23 protein-coding genes are annotated in these 22467 nt (G+C 47.2%); 15 read left to right on the top strand and 8 right to left on the bottom strand.

Translation table 11 applies throughout. From position 1 onward, the window contains the following. Window positions 1–30: 30 nt before the first annotated feature. The 5 genes from uraH to pucR all read right to left on the bottom strand — a co-directional run bounded on the left by uraH (window position 31) and on the right by pucR (window position 6259). Window positions 31–375, bottom strand: coding sequence for a hydroxyisourate hydrolase (gene uraH, locus AC0OMA_RS16430; RefSeq protein ID WP_015384566.1), 345 nt, complete (start codon window positions 373–375; stop codon window positions 31–33). Further along, complete coding sequence (pucL, locus tag AC0OMA_RS16425; protein ID WP_181220105.1) at window positions 375–1859, bottom strand: factor-independent urate hydroxylase; 1485 nt, start codon at window positions 1857–1859, stop codon at window positions 375–377. The genes uraH and pucL overlap by 1 nt, the downstream gene beginning before the upstream one ends. 12 nt (window positions 1860–1871) lie before the next feature. After that, window positions 1872–3164, bottom strand: coding sequence for a uric acid permease PucK (pucK, locus tag AC0OMA_RS16420; RefSeq protein ID WP_015384564.1), 1293 nt, complete (start codon window positions 3162–3164; stop codon window positions 1872–1874). A 5-nt stretch (window positions 3165–3169) separates the two neighbouring features. Next, the gene (gene pucJ / locus AC0OMA_RS16415) at window positions 3170–4519 is read right to left on the bottom strand and encodes a uric acid permease PucJ (protein WP_181220104.1); all 1350 of its coding nucleotides are present in this window, start codon (window positions 4517–4519) and stop codon (window positions 3170–3172) included. Between the two features lie 144 nt (window positions 4520–4663). Then, window positions 4664–6259, bottom strand: coding sequence for a purine catabolism transcriptional regulator PucR (pucR, locus tag AC0OMA_RS16410; protein WP_167560331.1), 1596 nt, complete (start codon window positions 6257–6259; stop codon window positions 4664–4666). A gap of 174 nt (window positions 6260–6433) precedes the next feature. Between pucR and AC0OMA_RS16405 the strand changes: the two genes are divergently transcribed. The 7 genes from AC0OMA_RS16405 to yunB all read left to right on the top strand — a co-directional run bounded on the left by AC0OMA_RS16405 (window position 6434) and on the right by yunB (window position 12561). Further along, complete coding sequence (locus tag AC0OMA_RS16405) at window positions 6434–7774, top strand: allantoinase (RefSeq protein WP_474222266.1); 1341 nt, start codon at window positions 6434–6436, stop codon at window positions 7772–7774. A gap of 96 nt (window positions 7775–7870) precedes the next feature. Continuing rightward, the gene (locus AC0OMA_RS16400) at window positions 7871–8218 is read left to right on the top strand and encodes a YunG family protein (RefSeq protein WP_015483654.1); all 348 of its coding nucleotides are present in this window, start codon (window positions 7871–7873) and stop codon (window positions 8216–8218) included. A gap of 37 nt (window positions 8219–8255) precedes the next feature. Then, window positions 8256–9104 carry a DUF72 domain-containing protein gene (locus AC0OMA_RS16395; protein ID WP_003243895.1) on the top strand — a complete coding sequence of 283 codons (849 nt, stop codon included), beginning with the start codon at window positions 8256–8258 and terminating at the stop codon, window positions 9102–9104. A gap of 17 nt (window positions 9105–9121) precedes the next feature. Beyond that, a complete protein-coding gene (locus AC0OMA_RS16390) occupies window positions 9122–9943 on the top strand; it encodes a sulfite exporter TauE/SafE family protein (protein WP_015384560.1) in 822 nt (273 codons plus the stop codon). A gap of 19 nt (window positions 9944–9962) precedes the next feature. Then, complete coding sequence (locus tag AC0OMA_RS16385; protein ID WP_015483653.1) at window positions 9963–11351, top strand: bifunctional metallophosphatase/5'-nucleotidase; 1389 nt, start codon at window positions 9963–9965, stop codon at window positions 11349–11351. 64 nt (window positions 11352–11415) lie between these two features. Next, window positions 11416–11721, top strand: coding sequence for a YunC family protein (locus AC0OMA_RS16380; protein WP_015384558.1), 306 nt, complete (start codon window positions 11416–11418; stop codon window positions 11719–11721). A 72-nt stretch (window positions 11722–11793) separates the two neighbouring features. Continuing rightward, the gene (gene yunB / locus AC0OMA_RS16375; RefSeq protein WP_015483652.1) at window positions 11794–12561 is read left to right on the top strand and encodes a sporulation protein YunB; all 768 of its coding nucleotides are present in this window, start codon (window positions 11794–11796) and stop codon (window positions 12559–12561) included. A 27-nt stretch (window positions 12562–12588) separates the two neighbouring features. Here yunB and lytH read toward each other — a convergent pair whose 3' ends face one another. Continuing rightward, on the bottom strand, window positions 12589–13569 hold the full coding sequence (gene lytH / locus AC0OMA_RS16370; protein ID WP_015483651.1) for an L-Ala--D-Glu endopeptidase: 981 nt from the start codon (window positions 13567–13569) through the stop codon (window positions 12589–12591). 234 nt (window positions 13570–13803) lie between these two features. On the opposite strand from lytH, the gene lipA reads away from it, so the two are divergent. Continuing rightward, window positions 13804–14700: a lipoyl synthase gene (gene lipA, locus AC0OMA_RS16365; RefSeq protein ID WP_003222888.1), complete on the top strand. Its 897-nt coding sequence runs from the start codon at window positions 13804–13806 to the stop codon at window positions 14698–14700. Between the two features lie 15 nt (window positions 14701–14715). Here the strand turns inward: lipA and AC0OMA_RS16360 are convergent, their stop codons facing one another. Continuing rightward, window positions 14716–15348, bottom strand: a complete 633-nt coding sequence (locus tag AC0OMA_RS16360) for a YhcN/YlaJ family sporulation lipoprotein (protein ID WP_015384554.1) — start codon at window positions 15346–15348, stop codon at window positions 14716–14718. 114 nt (window positions 15349–15462) lie between these two features. Here AC0OMA_RS16360 and AC0OMA_RS16355 point away from each other — a divergent pair, with 114 nt between their 5' ends. The 3 genes from AC0OMA_RS16355 to nucF are packed head-to-tail and all read left to right on the top strand — an operon-like array spanning window position 15463 to window position 16995. Then, window positions 15463–15738, top strand: coding sequence for a YutD family protein (locus AC0OMA_RS16355; protein ID WP_003228682.1), 276 nt, complete (start codon window positions 15463–15465; stop codon window positions 15736–15738). 23 nt (window positions 15739–15761) lie between these two features. Beyond that, window positions 15762–16196 (top strand): DUF86 domain-containing protein, encoded by a 435-nt coding sequence (locus tag AC0OMA_RS16350; RefSeq protein WP_015384552.1) that lies wholly within the window; start codon window positions 15762–15764, stop codon window positions 16194–16196. Between the two features lie 28 nt (window positions 16197–16224). After that, the gene (nucF, locus tag AC0OMA_RS16345) at window positions 16225–16995 is read left to right on the top strand and encodes a 5' nucleotidase NucF (protein ID WP_003243196.1); all 771 of its coding nucleotides are present in this window, start codon (window positions 16225–16227) and stop codon (window positions 16993–16995) included. 228 nt (window positions 16996–17223) lie between these two features. On the opposite strand, the gene AC0OMA_RS16340 is transcribed toward nucF, so the two are convergent. Next, the gene (locus AC0OMA_RS16340; protein WP_003243814.1) at window positions 17224–17724 is read right to left on the bottom strand and encodes a phosphatidylglycerophosphatase A family protein; all 501 of its coding nucleotides are present in this window, start codon (window positions 17722–17724) and stop codon (window positions 17224–17226) included. A 152-nt stretch (window positions 17725–17876) separates the two neighbouring features. Here AC0OMA_RS16340 and cotNH point away from each other — a divergent pair, with 152 nt between their 5' ends. The 4 genes from cotNH (at window position 17877) to thrB (ending at window position 22382) form a co-directional block, all read left to right on the top strand. Beyond that, the gene (gene cotNH, locus AC0OMA_RS16335; protein ID WP_015483650.1) at window positions 17877–18896 is read left to right on the top strand and encodes a spore coat-associated protein CotNH; all 1020 of its coding nucleotides are present in this window, start codon (window positions 17877–17879) and stop codon (window positions 18894–18896) included. 200 nt (window positions 18897–19096) lie between these two features. Beyond that, window positions 19097–20398, top strand: a complete 1302-nt coding sequence (locus AC0OMA_RS16330; RefSeq protein WP_014477878.1) for a homoserine dehydrogenase — start codon at window positions 19097–19099, stop codon at window positions 20396–20398. Next, window positions 20398–21456, top strand: a complete 1059-nt coding sequence (gene thrC, locus AC0OMA_RS16325; protein WP_003228697.1) for a threonine synthase — start codon at window positions 20398–20400, stop codon at window positions 21454–21456. Before AC0OMA_RS16330 ends, thrC begins: the two co-directional genes overlap by 1 nt. Beyond that, window positions 21453–22382, top strand: a complete 930-nt coding sequence (gene thrB / locus AC0OMA_RS16320) for a homoserine kinase (RefSeq protein WP_003228699.1) — start codon at window positions 21453–21455, stop codon at window positions 22380–22382. Before thrC ends, thrB begins: the two co-directional genes overlap by 4 nt. The last annotated feature ends 85 nt before the right edge of the window (window positions 22383–22467 follow it).

Genomic DNA, 22467 nt, shown 5'->3' with positions numbered 1-22467 from the left:
AGAAACCCGCCTCACCGGCGGGCTTCCTTCTTAACTCCCCCTATACACCTGATATCCAAACGGCGACAGCAAGAGCGGGATATGATAATGTGCATCTGGATCTGAAAGCTGAAAACGGACGGTGACTATGGTTAAAAATGGCTGGTCGACCGTATTCACGTTTTTATTCGCAAAATAGTCTCCTGCATGAAATTCCATCACATACTCTCCGGACACCAGCTCTTCACCAGCCAGCAGAGGGACATTGGCTCTGCCGTCATTGTTAGTGTAAACCTCTTTCATAATACTTTCGCCCAGCCGCTTCAATTCAATTTTTACGTTCGCCGCTGGTTTGCCGCAGGTTAAATCTAAAATATGGGTTGTCAGCTTTCCCATCAGGCTTTCAGGCTCCGACATTTTTCAGCGGTTTTCTGTTTTTCTTTCTCGGCGTCTTCTCTTGTCACGGTAAAATGTTGGAAACCGTATGGCGGGCGCGGTTCGGTGTAGACTTTTCCTTGTGAGCCCGGGATTTCTTCGACAACCGCATCCCACGTGTGATTTTGAGATTGGAAGCTGACATCAGTGAGCTGCGGGAACCTTGCTAATATTCTGCAGCCGATATGATAGATTAAGTTTTGGATTGAAGGGGTTTCGAGCTCGTGAAAAACGGTGCTTGCCAAGTCGCGGACTTGTTCAGCCGCGACGTAGCGGGCTGGATCAGAAGCGTATGCGTCATTTGTATTTTCATATTGCCAGCTGATGTTTAAATAGACAAACAGCGGGCGGTTGCCGTCTTCGGGAAGAGTCGTATATTCGTCCCGGATGAAGCCGACGAAGGAGTTGCCGCTCACCTTGACGAGCTGAAGATCCATGATTTCGCTGTATTGCTCTGTAATCGTTATGGTATTCCCGCTTCGTTCTGCTTTCAGCAAAGAGCGGCTTCGTTCATTACGCGATCTTCTGAAGACGAGGCGGCTTGTGCTGAGCTCTTTCTCCTCGTATGCAGGCATTGCTTCAAACGGAATGTCTTCGCCAGTCAGAGTGATCTTGTCCATATGAGAATAGGTATCTAAAAATCGGTGAGCTACATAGTGTAGGAACCCCTCGGTTGTCGTTCCTTCATAGGATGCGAGATGGCGCTGGATAAAGTTTTTCATTGAATCCGTTGCCACGACGAGAGTATTGTCTCCGTCTGTAAATGATGGCAGGAAGGCTTCTCCGCCAATTTCGCATGTCACATCAACGCCGACAACGGTATTGCTTCTCCCGGCAAAAGATGATTCTGGGATTTGCTTCACTCCAGTGAGCGGTTTTAAAAACGTTCGGTATGCAAATACATTTCCTTTGCCATAAGACATGGTTCTTTTCATTTGCGTCTCTCCTTTTTCAGTGATGATGTCAGCCAGACGAAAGCGGGCGATTCGGTAAATTTCTATAAGGGCCTGCTGGAACTCCGTTTCTCGTTCGCTCTCAAGCCTTGCCAGCAGGGCTTGGTGAATGTCCTGTTTCGTCTTTCCCTTCACCGCTAAAATAAAAGGAAAGCCGAAGCGATCATAATAGTGTTCATTCAGCATGAGAAACTCCTCGTATTCCTGCTGTTCTAATTTGCTGAGCCCCGCGTTCTGCTGCTCTCGTACCGAGTCATCGCTCATTGTTTTCTTTGTTCCGAGCCGGGGATGCTTTTTGATTAAATCAAGCTGTGTCTCGCGATCCGCGGCTTTTACTATGCCAGTCATTTTGCGGTGAAGATCAGAAAGGGACGAAAACGGCCGTAGTGCTGCGGATCTCTCCGCAATCCATGAAGAGTGTTCAAAAATAGAACCAAGTGTGCCTGTCAGTGTTTGTGTGTCCATTTGGTTCAGGTCATCCATTGTGAACATTGGCATCTTCCTTTACGTTTTTATGTCTGCGCCATTCGGCTGTTTGGTTTGAAAAAAAGCGTGCAGTGCAATGGCCGTCAAACTGCCGATCACAATTCCGCTTCCTGCCAAGACAGAGGCCGCGCCCGGAAGAGATGAAAACAACGCGGGAACTGTTGTAGCGCCAAGCCCCAAGCTGACGGAAGAGGCGATAATCAGCAAGTTGCCTTGCGAATCAAGGTCAACGCTGGATAGCATTTTGATCCCGTAAGAAATGACCATGCCGAACATGACGATCATTGCGCCGCCGAGAACTGGGGTGGGGATCACTGTTGTCAGGGCCGCTGCTTTTGGAACCAGCCCGATCGCGACCAGTATGATTCCTGTGATGGCGATGACGTTGACACTTTTCATCTTTGAGAGCTGAACGATGCCGACATTCTGCGAGAAAGCTGTATAGGGAAACGCGTTAAATAAGCCGCCCAGCAAAATCGCAAGGCCTTCTGCCCGGTAGCCCTTTTCCAGATCCTTCTCCGACAGCCTGCGGTTTGTGATATCAGCGAGGGCAAAATAAACGCCTGTCGATTCAACGAGGCTGACAATCGCAACGAGAAGCATCGTGACAACAGCCGGCAGCTCAAAGGTTGGCGGTCCGAAATAAAACAGAGACGGAACATGAAGCCAAGACGCCTCCAAGACCTCAGAAAAATTGACCTTTCCCATGAAATATGCAGCCGCTGTTCCTGCGATAAGACCGAGTAAAATCGCTATAGAGCGGATAAAGCCTTTAAAGAAATAAAACAGCAATAAGATAAAAGCTGTGACGCCAAACCCGAGGAGCACGTTGTCCAGTGAGCCGAATTCTTTGCTTCCTTCACCTCCGGCCAGGTTATTCATTGCCGTTGGAATCAGGCTGATGCCGATGATCATGACGACTGATCCGGTTACAACAGGCGGAAAAAAACGGACAAGCTTCCCGAAGAAGCCCGCGGCTAAGACGACAATCAGTCCTGCGGCGATAATGGCACCGTATATCGCTGGGACACCGTAAGTACTGCCGATGGAAATCATCGGGCCGACTGCGGTAAACGTGCATCCGAGCACAACGGGAAGGCCGATGCCGAAATATCGGTTTCTCCAGAGCTGCAAAAGAGTTGCCGCCCCGCACATAAACAAATCAATCGCGATTAAATACGTCAGCTGTCTCGCATTCAGCCCGATCGCCGCTCCGACGATCAGCGGAACGAGAATGGCTCCCGCATACATGGCAAGCATGTGCTGAAGCCCCAGCATCATCAGCTGTAAGGCATTGTGCTGTTCCTTCATCTTTTTTACACCTCTTTTTCTAATGCGAGTGTATGTTCTAATACCGGTAGTTCTGTTTGCTGTGCTGTTAATTCTTTTTTGTCGCGCAAGCTGAAAAATAGATTCAAAAAGATGGCGGTTAGGCTTCCAGTGATGGTGCCGTCACTGACCAGAATCCGGATCGGAGCGGGGAATTCAGCAAAAATCCCGGGGACCGTGCTGGCGCCGATGCCGAGTGCGATTGAGCATGCGATGGTCAGGAGGTGATATTGATTTTTGAGATCCGCTGCGCTGAGCATTTTGACGCCGGAGGCAATCACCATGCCGAACATGACGACGGTCGCGCCGCCAAGTACAGCAGCAGGAACGGCAGATGCAAGGGCGGCAATCTTCGGAATCAGTCCGAGACAGACAAGGATACAGCCTGCGGTAACGACGATGTTTCTTGTTTTCACTTTGGTCAGCTGCAATAAGCCGGCGTTTTGCGCAAAGGTATTATAAGGAAAGGCATTGAACAGCCCGCCGATGAGAATGGCGATTCCTTCCGCTCGATAGCCTTTGACGAGGTCTTTTTCAGTTAAAGATCTGCCGCATATCTTTCCGATTGCGTAAAAAACGCCGGTTGATTCCACAATTATGACGATTCCGACGATCAGCATCGTTAAGATCGGACCGATTTCAAACGTAGGGGCTCCGAAGTAAAAAGGCTTCGGGATTTGGAAGAACGGTGCTTCTGTAACAGAAGAAAAGCTGACTTTGCCCATGATCGCTGCAGCCGCTGTTCCGGCGGCGATTCCGATCAGAACGGACAGTGTTCGGGCAAATCCTTTGAGAAAGCGGTTGAGGACTAAAATCAGAACAAGAACACCGACAGAGAGAAGAAGGTTTTCGAGTGAACCGTATTCGGGGTTGGCGCTGCCGTTTATTTTTTCACCGCCAGCCATATTTTTCACACCTGTCGGAACAAGTGAAAGGCCGATCAAGGTCACAACGGTACCTGTTACGACAGGAGGAAATAACACAGTCAGCTTGCCGAAAAAACGCGCAAACAAAAAGATGAATACACCGGCCGCGATGATGGAACCGTAAATCGCGTGAATGCCGTAATTGCTGCCGATTGCAATCATCGGGGTGACGGCCACAAATGAACTGCCAAGCATGACGGGAAGCCCGATGCCGATGTATGCTCCGCACAAGGTTTGCAAAAGCGTCGCGACTCCGCACGTTAACAGGTCAATCGCCAATAGGTAGGACAGCTGTTCAGTTGTTACATTCAGGGCCCTGCCGACAAGCAGGGGCACCAAAATCGCACCTGCATACATGGCGAGCACATGCTGCAGGCCAAGCGTAAACACCGCAAACGATCTTTTTTTCACTATAGTCCCTCCTTGTATGTGAACTTTAGTAACATGATATCGTGCCGAAAGAGGGGTGTCATTGGATACAGTAGCCGAAAAAGACAGGTATGATTGCTGAAAGTGACGAAAAGTGATTCATTTTGTAGGAAAATGTGACAAACGTTAGCTGATCAGCCGCTGCATACGTAAGGCAAGCCGCAAACGCATCGTTGTTTCAGGATCTTTTAAGCTTTTCCCCAGCAGCTCTTCGCATTTTTCAAGACGGTAGATGACCGTATTGCGATGAACGTACAGACGCTTTGCCGTCTCTGAAATTTGGCAGTGTGTCTCTAAATAGACGGAAAGCGTATGAAGCAGGCTTTGATCCTCCTGCTGTTTTTCAGCGAGGCTCTGAAGCGTGGAGTTGTAAAATTTCTTCAAATCCTCAACTGGGAGCAAGCGCAGAAGCTCAGGCACATCTTTGGCGTGATACACCTGGATAAATGCGGTGCTTCTTGACAAATGCCCAGATTGCAGAGCATCAGAAGCTTCTGTGAAAGCGTCGGGAACATCAATGAGCTTTTGGCAGATATTGCTGATGCCAAACGACACGGTTCGTTTAAATTGAGTGCTGACCTGTGTTTGGAACTGTTCTAAAAAGCTGATCACCGAGGCATGCATTTCACTCCAGCTGTCTGTCGCCTCGATTAGAATAATGCCGACATTTCCTTTCATAAAGAAGTGAGGCGGAAACGGGAAGGCTGATAGTTCACCTTCAAGAAATTCGAATACGCTGTCGGAAGCGAGCTGATTTTCTGTAAAGCTGATTGATTCATCATTCCGATCGAGTTTGCCGGCAATGCACATGTATTTTTGATCCCAGCGCAGCTTGAATTCTTTCGCCCGGTTTTTGATTTCGTCATCTGAAGAAAAGGACCGCTCAATAAAATTGTTGAAAAACTCATTTCGGGCCCGCCGGCTGAACTGTTTCAGCGCATTTTCCTTCAGCAATTCAAAGGAAATGACGTTGGCCGCTTGTTCAATAGTGAGGATCAATCCTTTATCGCCGGCCTGCACCATGTCCGGTATCAGCAGGTAGCCGCAGTTTTTTTCGTGATTATAAATAGGCAGGACAGAATATGTTTTCTGATCTGAGATTGTAGAGAAACAAGTGAAAAATGGCCCGGATACGGTATTCAGAGTGCCTTTCAGCTTTTCGGTCTCAACTGAAATCTGATGAGACGCAGACAGCATTTTGGCATGCTGGTCAAGCAGCAGCACGGGAAGCTGAAGGAGGTCTGACACCTTTTTGAGGAGGGATTGCAGCCCCTTGCCGCTCATAATGTGGTTTGTGAATTTTTTGTGCGCGTAAATGGCTTGCTGCAGCTCGTTAGAACGCATATCGAGAATGTGGCTGAGTGTGGCATTCACAATATCGCCGAGTCGGATGTGTTCCGGAAGCTCAATGATTGGAAACGCATATGAATCGGCCAGTTCGATGATTTCCTTCGGGATATCTTCCAGATAGCGCTTTGTTTTAATGCCGAGGCCCGCACAGCCGCGTTTTGCCATTTGCCGAATCAGTTCAGATAATTGATGCGGGTGATCCTTCAGGTGATAGGCGGTGGTGACGAGCAATTCATTCTTATGCAAAAAGTCTGCGATATCCGGAGCGTCCATCATATTGACATGCTGAACCTCTCTTTCCCCTCCTGCTTTTCCAGCGATTAAATTGGCGTTTTCAAAAGCCGGTATTTTCATCACATCAAAAATATTCATAGCGCATTCTCCTTTTCTATAAAAACATTGGTTAAGGTGAATAATTTTCAATAGGAATTCTAGCGGTTTTGCTGATGTAATACGATCATAGTAGCAGTAAACTGTTGAAAATAGAACTGGTTGTGTGACATAAACTGACATGAAAAATCGTCATCCTGACATGGGGGGATCAATATGGCTTACGATATGGTGATAAAAGGTGTGAAGGCAGTTACGCCAGATGGCGTTATAGAAGCTGAGATTGCAGTTCAAAACGGTGTCATTGCCGAGATAGGTTCTGACATTGAAGCAAGCGGGACGGAAATCATCCAGGCAGACGGGAAATACGTGTTTCCTGGTGTGATAGACTGCCATGTTCATTTTAATGAACCGGGCAGGGAGGATTGGGAGGGGGTTGAAACAGGTTCTCAAATGATGGCCGCAGGCGGCTGCACTACCTATTTTGATATGCCGCTCAACTGTATTCCATCAACCGTGACGGCAGAGCATCTTCTCGCAAAAGCTGAGCTAGGCAGGCAAAAATCTGCCGTGGATTTTGCGCTATGGGGCGGCCTTGTGCCAGGCCATATCGATGACATCCGTCCAATGGCTGAAGCGGGAGCGATCGGGTTTAAAGCGTTTTTATCAAAGTCAGGCACTGATGAGTTCCACTCTGTTGATGAACGGACATTGCTCAAAGGCATGGCAGAAATCGCGGCTGCAGGAAAAATCCTCGCTCTCCACGCGGAAAGTGACGCGATCACAAGCTACTTGCAGATGGTTTTGGCCAATAAAGGAAAGGTGGACGCGGATGCGTACGCCGCCTCCCGCCCGGAGGAAGCAGAAGTTGAAGCGGTGTATCGCACGATTCAGTATGCGAAGGTGACAGGCTGTCCGGTTCATTTTGTCCATATCAGCACGGCGAAAGCGGTCCGGCTGATCAGAGAGGCGAAACAGGAAGGTCTTGATGTTTCGGTTGAAACATGCCCGCATTATGTCTTGTTCAGCCATGACGATTTACGGCAAAGGGGCTCTGTCGCAAAATGCGCGCCTCCGCTCCGGTCACGGCAATCAAAAGAGACGCTGATCGAGACGCTCATTGCCGGGGATATTGACATGGTTTCCTCAGACCATTCCCCCTGCCGTCCATCCTTGAAACGGGAGGATAACATGTTTTTATCATGGGGCGGAATCAGCGGCGGGCAGTTCACTTTATTAGGAATGCTGGAACTGGCGCTTGAGCATCAGATTCCGTTTGAAACCATCGCAGAATGGACAGCGGCGGCCCCTGCAAAACGATTCGGCCTTCAGAAAAAAGGGCGGCTTGAGGCGGGGTGTGATGCAGATTTCGTGCTCGTCAGCATGGAGCCGTACACTGTTACAAGAGAATCGATGTTTGCAAAGCATAAAAAAAGCATTTACGAAGGACATACATTTCCCTGCAGCATTTCGGCCACTTACAGCAAAGGCCGGTGCGTGTACAATGACGGGGAAAAAGTCACTGAAATTGACGGAGCTCTGGTCGTTCCTTCGTAAGCCCGGCGGATTTTACCGCCGGGTTTTTTGATTTCCTCCGTTCTAGTTTTTAAAATCTCATCAACGTGGTATCTTTTTTAAAAGGAGGCGGAGGCAATGGAACATGTTAAATACATACTTAAGCAATCTTGGTCGCGCCATACGAGCTCTAAATGGACGGAAGAATGCCCGGCATGCGGCCAATGCGGCGTGACGGCATTGGTGATTCAAGACCATTTCGGCGGCACGATTTTCAAAACAAAAGTCGGTGAGAGCTGGCATTTTTATAACAGCATCATGGGTGTGATGTACGATTTTACGAGTGAGCAGTTTCAGGCGCCTATTGAATATCAGCATATTCCTTCCTCAAGAGAAGAGGCGTTTTTAGATACGAATGAGGAACAATATCAGCATCTTCGTTCTGCATTTTCTCGCCATATGTACAGCATTTCCGAGGAAACCTGAAAACACGTGTGATAAACTGGAAGAGAGGTGAATGAGTGTGATTTATATCGGACTGACGGGGTGGGGGGATCATGACAGCATCTATCCGCCGAAAACGGCCAGCCAGAAAAAATTGCAGGCCTATTCCTCCCATTTTCCGATCGTGGAATTAGACGCGAGCTTTTACGCGATTCAGCCGGCGCGCAATAATGAAAAGTGGGTGAAGGAAACGCCCGAAACCTTCCAATTTATCGTGAAAGCATATCAAGGCATGACAGGGCATCAGCGCGGCGAAATTCCCTTTGACTCAAAAGAGGAGATGTTTGATGCGTTTAAGGTGTCTTTAACGCCATATTTACATAGCAATAAGCTCGCCATGGTGCTGTTTCAATTTCCGCCGTGGTTTGACTGCAAGAAGGAGAATGTCGCCTATTTGAGATGGTGCAAGCACCAAATGGGAGATATTCCTTGTGCGCTTGAATTCAGAAACCGTTCCTGGTTCTCGCCGCCATTTTATGAGCAGACGCTTTCATTTATGAAAGCGGAAGGCTGGATTCACAGTGTCTGTGATGAACCGCAAATCGGAGAAGGCAGCGTTCCGACTGTGTTGCGCGCCACCGATGAAAACAAAACGCTCGTCAGGTTTCACGGACGCAACAAGCAGGGCTGGATGAAGCCTGATGGCGGGAAAAACTGGCGGGAGGTCAGGTACTTATACCGCTACAACCAACAGGAGCTGGAGGATTGGAAAAAGCACCTGAATGAATTGCAGCAGCAATGTAAGGATGTTTTTGTCCTGTTCAACAACAATTCCGGCGGTGACGCCGCGGATAATGGCAAGCAGATGCTTGAACTGCTTGATATCGAGTACAGCGGACTTGCTCCGAGACAGCTCGATTTATTTTAGAAAAGAGGTTTTTATTGATGTCGTTTGTGATTTTGGTCGTACTGGGATTAATCGCAGGTACGGTAGGAAGTCTGATCGGGCTTGGCGGCGGAATTGTCATTGTGCCGTCTCTGATGTTTTTAAGCACAGTGACGCAGCTGTTTCAGGATGTGACGCCGCAGGTTGCGATTGGAACTTCGCTTTTGGTCATTATTTTTACGGGCCTTTCTTCAACTTTGGCTTATATTAAATATAAAACCGTTGATTATAAGAGCGGGCTCATTTTCTTTATCGGTTCGGGTCCCGGCAGCATGATCGGGGCTTACGTGTCAAAGCTGTTCAATTCAAACTCGTTTTCCGTTTGGTTTGGCATTTTTATGATTCTGATTTCATTATCCTTAATGCTGAAAGCGAAAGCCCGGCCGGTCAATAAAGCGCACAAAGGAATTATCCGGACATTTCAGGATGATGCCGGTGAGCCTTATACGTACTCATATCAGGCCTCTGTCGGTATTGCCATTGCCTTTGTTGTCGGTTTTTTAGGCGGACTTTTCGGTATAGGCGGCGGATCACTGATGGTTCCGGCGATGATGCTGTTATTTCTGTTTCCGCCGAAGGTTGCGGTGGCAACGTCCATGTTTATTATTTTCCTGTCTTCTATGACAGGGTCTGTTTCACATATGATTTCCGGGCACGTCAATTGGCTTTACGCCCTCGCGCTTGTGCCCGGCGCTTGGTTCGGCGGAAAGCTTGGCGCCGCCATCAACAGAAAAATGCAGACGAAAACGATCGTTATGATCATGCGGATCGTATTGATTTTGATCGGCTGCCAGCTCATTTATGAAGGCATTTTCAGCTGAACGATTAGGGAGAGATATTATGAAGGAGAAGCTCCGCTTATATCATACAAATGATTTGCACAGCCATTTTGAAAACTGGCCGAAAATTGTAGATTATATCGAGCAGAAAAGAAAAGAGCATCAGTCATACGGCGAAGAGACGCTCGTTTTTGATATTGGCGATCATCTTGATCGTTTTCAATTCGTGACAGAGGCGACATTCGGAAAAGCGAATGTCGATCTCTTAAACCGCCTTCACATTGATGGAGCGGCGATCGGCAATAACGAAGGGATTACGCTTCCGCATGAAGAGCTTGCTGCCTTATATGATCATGCTGAATTTCCTGTCATCGTCTCTAACCTGTTTGATAAAAATGGAAACCGTCCGTCCTGGGCGGTGCCTTACCATATCAAATCATTGAAAAACGGTATGTCCATTGCTTTCTTAGGTGTAACTGTGCCGTATTATCCTGTTTATGACAAGCTGGGATGGACAGTAACGGATGCCCTTGAAAGCATAAAGGAAACCATTCAGGAAGTGAAAGGGCAGGCTGATATTATCGTTCTGCTGTCACATTTAGGCATTCTTGATGATCAAGCAGTGGCTGAAGCGGTACCTGAGATTGATGTAATCCTCGAATCACATACCCATCATTTGCTTGAAGATGGACAAGTGGTTAATGGGGTACTGCTGGCCAGCGCCGAGAAATACGGGCATTATGTCGGCTGTGTAGAAATCACGGTGGACAGCGTACAGCGAAGCATCATCAGCAAAACGGCTTCTGTGCAGAACATGGCGGAATGGACAGGAGAATCCGCAGAAACAAAAGCGTTTCTCAATGAAAAAGAACGTGAAGCCGAGGCGAAGCTGTCCGATGCCGTTGCAGAGCTTGCACAAGATGCTGAGGTGAAGTGGTTTGAAGAATCAGAGCTGCCTTTGCTTTTGGCGTACGCCTTAAAGGAATGGTGCGAGACGGACATCAGTATGGTCAATTCAGGTGTCATTCTCGGTCCGCTAAAAGCAGGTCCTGTGACAAAGCTGGATCTGCACCGCATCTGTCCGCATCCGATCAACCCGGTGGCTGTCCGCCTGACGGGAGAAGAATTGAAGGAAACCATTGTCCATGCCGCTTCCGAACAAGTGGAGCAGCTCCGGATCAAAGGACTCGGCTTCCGCGGAGAAGTGATGGGGAAAATGGTGTATGCCGGCGTTGAGGTAGAAACGAAACGGCTCGATGACGGGATCACCCACGTCACCCGGATCACACTGAACGGGGAAGATATTGAAAAACATAAACAATACTCCGTTGCGGTGCTTGATATGTTTACGCTCGGCAAACTGTTTCCGTTGATTCGCGACGCTGCAGAAAAAGAATATTTTATGCCGGAATTTTTGCGGGATCTGCTTGCTTGGAAGCTTGCGCAATAAGGCAGTCAGCCCACAACAAGCTGTGCCCTTCATCATAAAGTGATGAATGAAGGGAGTGGTTGACGTGGTAAATCTGACACCGATCATGATAGAAGGACAGCCTTTTACAGCTGTGACAGTGAAACTTCCAAAAACGAATTTTATGGCCGTCACCAATGATCACGGATACATTATGTGCGGCGCGCTAGATGTGGCGCTGCTGAATGAAAAATTAAAGGAGCGCGGCATTGTGGCGGGTCGCGCAGTTGGTGTCCGCACCATTGACCAGCTGTTAGACGCACCTTTAGAATCCATCACGTACGCCGCAGAAGATCTTGGCATCAAAGTCGGCATGAGCGGCAGAGAAGCGCTTTTAAAAATGGTGAGATAAAATAAATTGGCCCCGGCTATTACTATGTCCCCTCTTACAAGCATACATTGTGATATGTAAGGGGGGATTTTCTTGCCAAGATATCGCGGCCCTTTTCGCAAGAGAGGACCTTTGCCTTTCCGTTACGTGATGCTCCTGTCAGTTGTCTTTTTTATCCTGTCAACAACGGTCAGCCTTTGGATGATCAATGGCTCGATCAAACCTGTTTTAATGGACATCGGCGAGATGGAAACGAAGCGTATAGCGACAGAGGTGATCCAGGATTCGATTGAGGACTATATGTCTGACAGTGAAAATATGAAAGATATGTTTCAAATGAATTCTGATGAAAACGGAAACTTAACGACAATCGATTTTAATACACAGGTTGTAAACAGTGTGAAAACAAAAGTGACAAAGCAGCTTCAGGCTCATTTGAAAGAGATGGAAACCCATACCGGACACAGCGGCGCCAGTGAAAACATTATGATCAACATTCCGCTGGGACAGGTAACCGGCAACAGCCTTCTTGGAAACCTCGGGCCGAAAATCCCGGTCCGGTTCAATTTAATCGGTGACGCTTTTACAGATGTCAAAACTAAGATCAAGCCGTATGGCATAAATAACGCACTTATTGATATCAGCATCTTTGTCGAAATTAAAGTGAAGGTCATCATTCCATTTGCCAGCAAAACCGCTGTCGTCACAAATAATGTTCCTGTATCGATTAAAGCAGTGCAGGGCGAAGTGCCGCAGTTTTATAATGGAAGCGGCGGCTCGGGTGTCACGCCTTCTGTCCAGCTCCCGAGCAGCAAAGAAGAAGACGGTGCTGATTCAAAAAAAGAAAAAAGCAGCAAATAAGCCGCCTGTCGAAGAGGCGGCTTTTTGTTACTTCTTTTTTTGGTATTCATATCGCTCCCACGCCCTCAAATGCGGGTATGGATCAAATGACCATTCGGTTCTTCCGTTATCTTTGTACATGCCATAGTGCAGATGCGGCGGGAACTTCCCGGCGGTTCCCGGCGGGCCGTATCCGGAGCTGCCGACTGATCCGATCACTTGGCCAGGCTCAACGATTTGTCCTGTTTTAATCCCTTTGGCAAACCCATTGAGATGGGCAAAATAATGATACGTATTGTTAATGTCCCTGATGCCGATTCTCCATCCTCCGAAGCGGTTCCAGCCCTTCATTTCAACTACACCGTAACATGTGGATTTGACAGGAAGGCCGTAATGGGCAAAGATATCCGTACCTTCATGAATCCGCCTTCCTCCGAAGCCGCGGGCATCTCCCCACGTGCTTCGATAGCTGTAATCGGTTCTGATCGGAAGCGGGAATGCATGCTCGCCCAGATCAATATGGCCGTAGGCTTTAAACAGCTTCATGAATTCAGATATGATCCCCACTGTCTGATCACGCCGGTAATAATTCCAAAGCCCGATCCGGATGTTGTCTTCATCTGTGCCATACGACAGTAAGTATTGGCTGAACGTATACAAAATATCTTCATCGTTGCTGACCTCGGCTTTCCCGTCTCCATCGCCATCCATTCCGATTCCGTCAAACACTTTAATGCTTAACGGCGCATCATCTTTCGGATTCGGGTTTTCAGGCCCGCTCCAGATGTCATCGGGTATATAGATGCTGATGATTCCCGCCTTGTCAGGCAGATCTTTCCGGTTGCTCCGCACGTTTTCTTCGTACTGATCAACAGCGGCGAGCGCATACCAAGGGATCTGCGTCACAGCTTCGATTTTATGATATAATTCCATCCGTTTCGACAGCACTGGATCTGAAAGCTTTGTTCCAGACGCAGAAGGCTCAAATGCAAACAAAAGGAGAAGAAGAGCGGATAACAAAACTTTCACAAAATAATCTCCTTTCATATTGAATACACATAGTTTGCGGCAACCCGGCTTAAAAATGTCAGTAATCATCTTCCCTTGTCGAGAAATTTTTCCTATGTTAAAGTGTCTAAAGAAAAGACTTTCTTTAGTTAGAAAAACATTATTTTTGTTGCAGAACTAAAACCTGCACCTTTCTCGTTTTCAGAATGTTTCGTGTCAGAAATTGAGTATATTGGATATTGGAGATGATGGGAATTGGCAAAGAAAGACGAACACCTCAGAAAGCCCGAATGGCTTAAAATTAAATTAAATACAAATGAAAACTATACAGGGCTCAAAAAACTCATGCGGGAAAACAACCTTCATACCGTATGCGAAGAAGCAAAATGTCCGAATATTCATGAATGCTGGGCGGTCAGACGTACAGCGACATTTATGATTTTAGGTTCTGTTTGTACAAGAGCATGCCGTTTCTGTGCTGTCAAAACAGGCCTTCCAACTGAGCTTGACCTGCAAGAGCCGGAACGCGTAGCGGATTCAGTCGCGCTTATGAATTTGAAACACGCGGTCATTACGGCTGTTGCGCGTGACGATCAGAAAGATGGCGGGGCAGGCATTTTCGCGGAAACGGTCCGTGCGATCCGCAGAAAAAGCCCGTTCACAACAATTGAGGTACTGCCGTCTGATATGGGCGGAAACTACGATAACCTAAAAACCTTAATGGATACACGCCCAGACATCCTGAATCACAATATCGAAACGGTTCGCCGCCTGACGCCAAGAGTCCGCGCGCGTGCGACGTACGACCGTTCATTGGAATTTTTGCGCCGTGCGAAGGAAATGCAGCCTGACATTCCGACAAAATCAAGTATCATGATCGGACTCGGCGAAACAAAAGAAGAGATTATTGAAGTAATGGACGACCTTTTGGCGAACAACGTGGATATTATGGCAATCGGCCAATATCTGCAGCCGACGAAGAAACACTTGAAAGTCCAAAAATACTACCATCCTGATGAATTTGCAGAATTAAAAGAAATCGCGATGCAAAAAGGCTTCAGCCATTGTGAAGCCGGTCCGCTTGTCCGTTCCTCTTACCATGCGGATGAACAAGTAAACGAAGCATCTAAAAAGCGTCAAGCACAAGCATAATGCCAAAACGCCAGATCATCTGGCGTTTTTGTCATTCCTATCGATTTTCATGTCCTGACGCGTTTCTCCATTGGCATTTTCATTCTCTGAGACAGGGCTTCCTTGCGGGGAGGTTTTCATTTCTTGAATCGTCCCCGACATGATCTCTCTAATATCCCTTGAACCAGAGCCGAGATTGCTGTAATTTTCGACGGACTGCATATGGTTTGGATTATCGGAAATATACACGTGATAGTATCGCGGTATCACGGAAGCCGCTGTTTTTTTCACCTGATCGGCGGTCAGCTCCCGGTTTTTAGAATCGGTTTTGTATACGACAAGCGCTTCTCGGTCAGTCACCAATGTCGCAGCATCTTGAATATGGGGGAGCTGAACCGTTAAACTTGATATCATGTGAGCGGTTTCTTCCCGGTTCATCACCGGCGTTTTCTGCTGGTCTCCGTCAAATTGTTCTTTTTGATAGCGGACATAGCCAAATTGTTCGTTCTCATTATGCCTGTTAAAAGCCTCGTTGCGGTCCGACACATGAATGGGTTTGGTTTGATTCTGCGTCTGATTCCGGACATTTTGGGCATTATCCAATCCTGCGCCTCCGCACCCGGATAAAAGTCCAGTCAGCAGGCAGAAGCTGACAGCGGTTCGTTTCATTTATAAATCCCTCCTCATGTGTAGGGTAGCCAAATCGCATGATTTATTCTTTAGCAATTGATGGGGACGGGGCAATGAATTATGATAGGAATGAGTGAAAAAGAGGTGAGATTCATGATTCTTATTCAAAATGCCGAATTTGAATTGGTGCACAATTTCAAAGACGGCTTCAACGAAGAGGCTTTTAAAGCCCGCTACTCCGATATATTAAATAAATACGATTATATTGTGGGAGACTGGGGATACGGTCAGTTAAGGCTCAAGGGCTTCTTTGACGACCAGAATCAAAAGGCAACCTTCGAAACGAAAATCAGCACATTAGATGAATATATTTACGAATACTGCAATTTCGGCTGTGCGTATTTTGTCTTGAAACGGATCAGAAAATAAATATACACAAAGGGGATGCTGTCATGTATTTTGTTGACAGAAGCAAAATCGAGAAAACACTAGGATTCTTCGAGCACCAGCTGGCGCTATTTGACTCACAAACAGACTGGCAGTCTGAAATCGGGGGATTGGCACTTCAGCGTATAGGCCATCTGTTAATCGAATGCATTTTGGATACAGGCAATGACATGATTGACGGCTTTATTATGCGGGACCCGGGCAGCTATGACGACATTATGGATATACTTGTTGATGAGAAAGTTGTCACGGAAAAAGAGGGTGCTGAGCTCAAAAAATTGATCGCCTACCGCAAAACGTTGGTTCAACAGTATCTGCTCGCTGACAGCGGCGAGCTTTACAGGCTGATCAAGGCGCATCAAACAGCTCTTCAGGACTTCCCGAAACGGATCAGAAGCTATTTGGAAACAGAGCTAGGGCCTGTTTCCGCGTTTAAATAACAACTGGAAAGCCACAGGAGTGTTGGATATGAAAACATATAAAGGGTATTTAATTGATTTAGACGGAACGATGTACAATGGCACGGAAAAAATCGAGGAAGCGTGTGAATTTGTCAGAACGCTGAAAGATCGCGGCGTTCCTTATCTTTTCGTGACAAACAACTCTTCGCGCACACCGAAGCAGGTAGCGGACAAGCTCGTGTCTTTTGATATTCCGGCAACAGAAGAGCAGGTCTTCACGACCAGCATGGCAACTGCCCAGCACATTGCACAGCAGAAAAAAGACGCGTCTGTGTATGTGATTGGGGAGGAAGGAATCCGCCAGGCGATTGAAGAAAACGGCCTGACATTTGGCGGAGAAAACGCGGACTTTGTCGTTGTTGGCATCGATCGTTCCATTACATACGAAAAATTTGCTGTCGGCTGCCTGGCAATCAGAAATGGTGCCCGCTTTATTTCCACTAATGGAGATATTGCGATTCCGACTGAAAGAGGGCTTCTGCCGGGAAACGGTTCACTGACATCGGTGTTAACCGTATCTACAGGTGTACAGCCTGTATTTATCGGCAAGCCGGAATCAATTATTATGGAGCAGGCGATGCGCGTTCTCGGCACAGATGTGTCTGAAACACTCATGGTTGGCGACAACTACGCCACTGATATTATGGCCGGCATTAACGCGGGTATGGATACGCTGCTCGTTCACACAGGCGTAACGAAAAGAGAACATATGACAGACGATATGGAAAAACCGACTCACGCCATTGACTCTCTGACTGAATGGATTCCATACATTTGAAAAAAGGGCACCCAAAAAAGGTACCCTTACAGATTGATGACAAAATCCTAAAACGTTTTCGTTTTAGGATTTTGTCATCTTTTCAGCGTGATTGAAAACCTTTGAAGTCTAGGAAGGCCGAGCACCGGAGCACGGCGAATGTTGAAATTCGTGAGCACCGAAGCGCAGGCCTGACAACGAATGCGAGGGTTTGTCGACACGCTGAAAGGGCACCCTAAAAGGGTGCCCTTATTCTGTATGCCGCGCGCGGTGTGCAAGTCTGCTTGAAGCCGCGGCGGAAATCGCTCCGACGATGTCATCTAAAAAGGTATGGCATTCACCGGTTGATTTATCATTCAATCGTTTAAGGATTCCGGGTTTTTCTTTGTCGATGTAACCGTAGTTCGTAAACCCGATCGATCCGTAAATGTTCACAATGGAAAATGCCAGAACTTCATCTACTCCATATAGGCTTTCATCTATTTCCAGCATCGTTTGCAGCGGTTCAGACAGTTTTTTCTGCTCAGCAAGAACATCCAATTCAATGCCCGTTAAAATCGCGTTTTGCACCTCGCGTTTTGCGAGAACACGATTGACGTTCAGCGTGCATTCATCAATGGTTAAATCCGGATGATATTTTTTCTGCAGAAAAAAGACAAGCTCGGCAATGTCTGATACCTCAACGCCGCGCTCCTTCATCCGTGCTCTTGCTTTAGCTTCCATCTGACTGAATTGTTCGTTTTCTGACATCAGCTTCACCCAATCTTTTTTACTAGTTTATACAAAATGCTTGAGAAGTTTACGACTTTTTCTTGCGCCTTCTTCGGATTAAAATATGTATTCATAATTCCGGCTGTGTATGACTACGATGTGATGAGCCCTAATTCAACAGGCAGGTGATCATGGTGAAAGGTACAATAAAAGAAAAATACGGCATTCACATCAGGCAGCTTTCCATGTACCAGCACACATATCAATGCTTTCAGACGCCTAATTCATACTTTCTGATTGTTCCCGTTTCCCAATTCTCAGAAACAGAGCTGGCGGAGCTTTATTACATGAGTCAGTATTTACAAGAACAAAGTGACCCATACGTCTCGGTTTTTATCTTTACAAAAGAAGGTGAGCTGACATTTGAACATGAGGGAAAAACGTACGCTCTGCTGAAGGCGGCCCCCCCTTATTCAAACAGGGCGTTCTCCATTGGAGCGGAGCTGTCGGAATTTCACCGAAAAGGCCGAGGATATCCGTATGAGGTGAAGGCAGCCGGAAGAATCGGCCAGTGGAAGGATCTGTGGGGAAAACGAATTGATCAGCTGGAAGCATTTTGGCAGAGAAAGGTTCAGACCCCTCCGCATGAGCCATTCGATAAAAAAATGATCGAATCATTTTCATATTATTTAGGACTGTCAGAAAACGCGATACAATATTTAGTGGACACTGAGCTGGATGACAAGCCCCAAGCCGCTGATTCAGGAACGATATGCCATCAGCGGATGGAAAGGCATACATGGTCACCCGAATCACTGATCAGAATTCCGGCTGATTGGGTGTTTGACCATGCTTCCCGTGATTTGGCTGAATATATGAGGCATACGTTTTTGCATCACAGACAAGATTTTAATCAGCAGGGCTTTCTCTTTTTACAGGAATACGAGCAAGTCACACCGCTGTCTTCGTTTTCGAAACGCCTTTTATACAGCCGTCTGCTTTTCCCGCTTCATTATTTTGAAATCGTGGAAAGCTATTACATGTCATCAGAATCAGAAAAGCATTATTTTGAAGAACAGCTTGACTTCATTCTTAATGACTGTGGGCGTTATGAACAATTTCTCAATACAGCGCAGGAATTCATGAATATGCGGGCGCAGAAGCTGTTTGTTCCCCGCGTCAGCTGGCTCGGCAAAGGCAGCTCAGGGTGAGGAGAAAATCTGACAAAAATAATTAGAAAATAAAGAATCTTGTCATATCAATGCATTAAGCGTTTACATTCACAAAATTCAGCCTAGTGCTGTCTTGTCAAAACAGGAGCGGGCTTATATAATGTTTGTAACTTATATGTCTGTGTTGAGTTAACAATTGTCTTTTTCAAGAGGACAATCAAATGAAAGGTGGAGTTTTTTTGAAAGCGATTCGTGTAGGGCTTTTAGGTTTAGGTACCGTCGGAAGCGGTGTCGTTAAAATTATTCAAGACCATCAGGATAAGCTTATGCATCAGGTCGGCTGTCCGGTTACGATAAAAAAAGTGCTTGTAAAAGATATAGAGAAAAAGAGAGAAGTAGATTTGCCGAAGGAAGTGCTCACGACAGAAGTGTATGATGTCATTGATGATCCAGATGTTGATGTCGTCATCGAGGTGATCGGCGGCGTTGAACAGACAAAACAATATTTGGTCGACGCGCTGAGATCGAAAAAGCATGTTGTCACAGCAAACAAGGACTTAATGGCTGTGTACGGCTCCGAACTGCTTGCCGAAGCGAAGGAAAATGGATGCGATATCTACTTTGAAGCCAGTGTTGCCGGCGGGATTCCGATTCTGCGCACGTTAGAGGAAGGCCTCTCATCAGATCGTATTACAAAAATGATGGGAATTGTGAACGGCACAACAAACTTTATCTTAACAAAAATGATCAAAGAGAAAAGCCCATACGAGGAAGTGCTCAAGGAAGCGCAGGATCTCGGTTTTGCCGAAGCTGATCCGACTTCTGACGTGGAAGGGCTTGACGCCGCACGGAAAATGGCGATATTGGCGCGCCTCGGCTTCTCGATGAACGTGGATCTGGAAGACGTCAAAGTAAAGGGGATCTCCCAAATTACAGACGAGGACATCAGCTTCAGCAAACGCCTCGGCTATACAATGAAGCTGATCGGGATTGCTCAGCGTGACGGCAGCAAAATCGAGGTCAGCGTACAGCCGACACTGCTTCCTGACCACCATCCGCTTTCTGCTGTTCATAATGAGTTTAACGCCGTTTATGTATACGGCGAGGCTGTCGGTGAGACGATGTTCTACGGGCCGGGAGCCGGAAGCATGCCGACAGCGACATCCGTTGTTTCTGACCTCGTCGCTGTCATGAAAAATATGCGCCTTGGTGTAACAGGCAACAGCTTTGTCGGACCGCAATATGAGAAAAACATGAAATCACCGTCTGACATTTATGCACAGCAGTTTTTAAGAATTCATGTAAAAGATGAGGTTGGTTCATTCTCGAAAATTACATCTGTGTTCTCAGAGCGGGGCGTGAGCTTTGAAAAAATCCTTCAGCTGCCAATTAAAGGCCATGATGAGTTAGCTGAAATCGTAATTGTCACACATCATACATCAGAAGCTGATTTCAGTGATATTCTGCAAAACCTAAATGATTTGGAAGTCGTTCAAGAAGTCAAAAGCACATATCGTGTAGAAGGGAACGGTTGGAGCTAATGTGGAAAGGACTTATCCATCAATATAAAGAATTTTTACCTGTAACAGATCAAACACCGGCGCTGACTTTACATGAAGGAAACACACCTCTTATTCACCTGCCGAAGCTGTCTGAGCAGCTCGGAATTGAGCTTCATGTCAAAACGGAAGGCGTCAATCCTACGGGATCATTTAAAGATCGCGGAATGGTTATGGCTGTGGCAAAGGCAAAAGAAGAAGGCAATGACACGATTATGTGCGCGTCAACAGGTAACACTTCCGCTGCTGCGGCAGCATATGCAGCCCGTGCTAACATGAAATGCATTGTCATCATCCCGAACGGAAAAATTGCATTTGGAAAACTCGCTCAAGCTGTCATGTACGGAGCCGAGATTATCGCAATTGACGGAAACTTTGACGATGCGCTTAAAATTGTCCGTTCCATCTGTGAGAAATCACCGATTGCCCTTGTCAACTCAGTCAACCCTTACCGCATTGAAGGCCAAAAAACTGCTGCCTTCGAAGTGTGCGAACAGCTGGGGGAAGCGCCGGATGTTTTAGCGATCCCGGTCGGAAACGCGGGAAACATCACTGCGTACTGGAAGGGCTTCAAGGAATATCATGAGAAAAACGGCACAGGCCTTCCGAAAATGCGCGGCTTTGAAGCTGAGGGTGCGGCGGCAATCGTGCGCAATGAAGTGATTGAAAATCCTGAAACAATAGCGACAGCCATTCGTATCGGAAACCCGGCAAGCTGGGACAAAGCTGTAAAGGCAGCCGAGGAATCCAATGGGAAAATTGACGAAGTCACTGATGATGAAATCCTTCACGCATATCAGCTGATCGCCCGTGTAGAAGGCGTGTTTGCAGAACCAGGTTCTTGCGCGTCTATCGCAGGAGTGCTGAAACAGGTGAAATCCGGAGAAATTCCGAAAGGCAGCAAGGTCGTAGCTGTGTTAACAGGAAACGGACTGAAAGATCCGAACACAGCGGTCGACATTTCAGAAATCAAGCCTGTCACTTTGCCGACTGATGAAGACAGCATCCTTGAATATGTAAAAGGAGCGGCCCGTGTATGAACGAAGCCGACATGCTGTTCTCTGTCACTGTTCCCGGAAGCACAGCTAACCTAGGCCCCGGCTTTGATTCAGTCGGAATGGCGCTCAGCAGATATTTGAAGCTGACCGTCTTTGAAAGCGACAAATGGTCTTTTGAGGCTGAAACAGAAACAGTCGCCGGAATTCCGGCGGGTACAGATAACCTGATCTATCAAGTGGCTAAACGGACCGCAGATTTGTACGGAAAAGAAATGCCTCCTGTCCATGTGAAGGTGTGGAGCGACATCCCGCTTGCACGCGGCCTTGGCAGCAGCGCCGCGGCGATTGTAGCGGCCATTGAACTGGCTGATGAATTATGCGGCTTAAAGCTGTCTGAAGCGGACAAGCTGCATTTAGCCAGTCTAGAAGAAGGACACCCGGACAATGCTGGCGCTTCTCTCGTCGGCGGACTTGTGATCGGCCTGCATGAGGATGACGAGACCCAAATGATCCGCGTCCCGAATGCTGACATTGACGTAGTCGTTGTCATTCCTTTTTACGAAGTGCTGACAAGAGACGCGAGAGACGTGCTTCCGAAGGAGTTTCCATATGCCGATGCCGTAAAAGCAAGTGCTGTCAGCAATATCCTCATTGCTGCGATCATGTCCAAGGACTGGCCGCTTGTCGGGAAAATCATGAAGAAGGATATGTTCCATCAGCCGTACCGGGCGATGCTTGTGCCTGAGCTGTCAAAAGTAGAGCACGTCGCCGAGATGAAGGGCGCATATGGAACGGCTCTCAGCGGAGCAGGCCCGACGATTCTCGTCATGACCGAAAAAGGAAAGGGAGAAGAGCTAAAAGAACAGCTCGCGCTTCATTTCCCTCATTGTGAAGTAGACGCTTTGACCGTTCCGAAAGAGGGAAGTATAATAGAGCGAAATCCTTTATATCAAGTAAAAAGTGTATAGATCATGCCAAGCGTTCCTCAGCGTCAGCGGAGGGCGCTTTTTTTTGCTGAAGATAAAGGAGTTTTTATTTAGAAAAACGAAATAC

The sequence above is a fragment of the Bacillus sp. AMCV2 genome (genome assembly GCF_056033925.1).
Note: the sequence above shows the minus strand (reverse complement) of the source record. Positions and strands in the feature narration are given on the sequence as shown.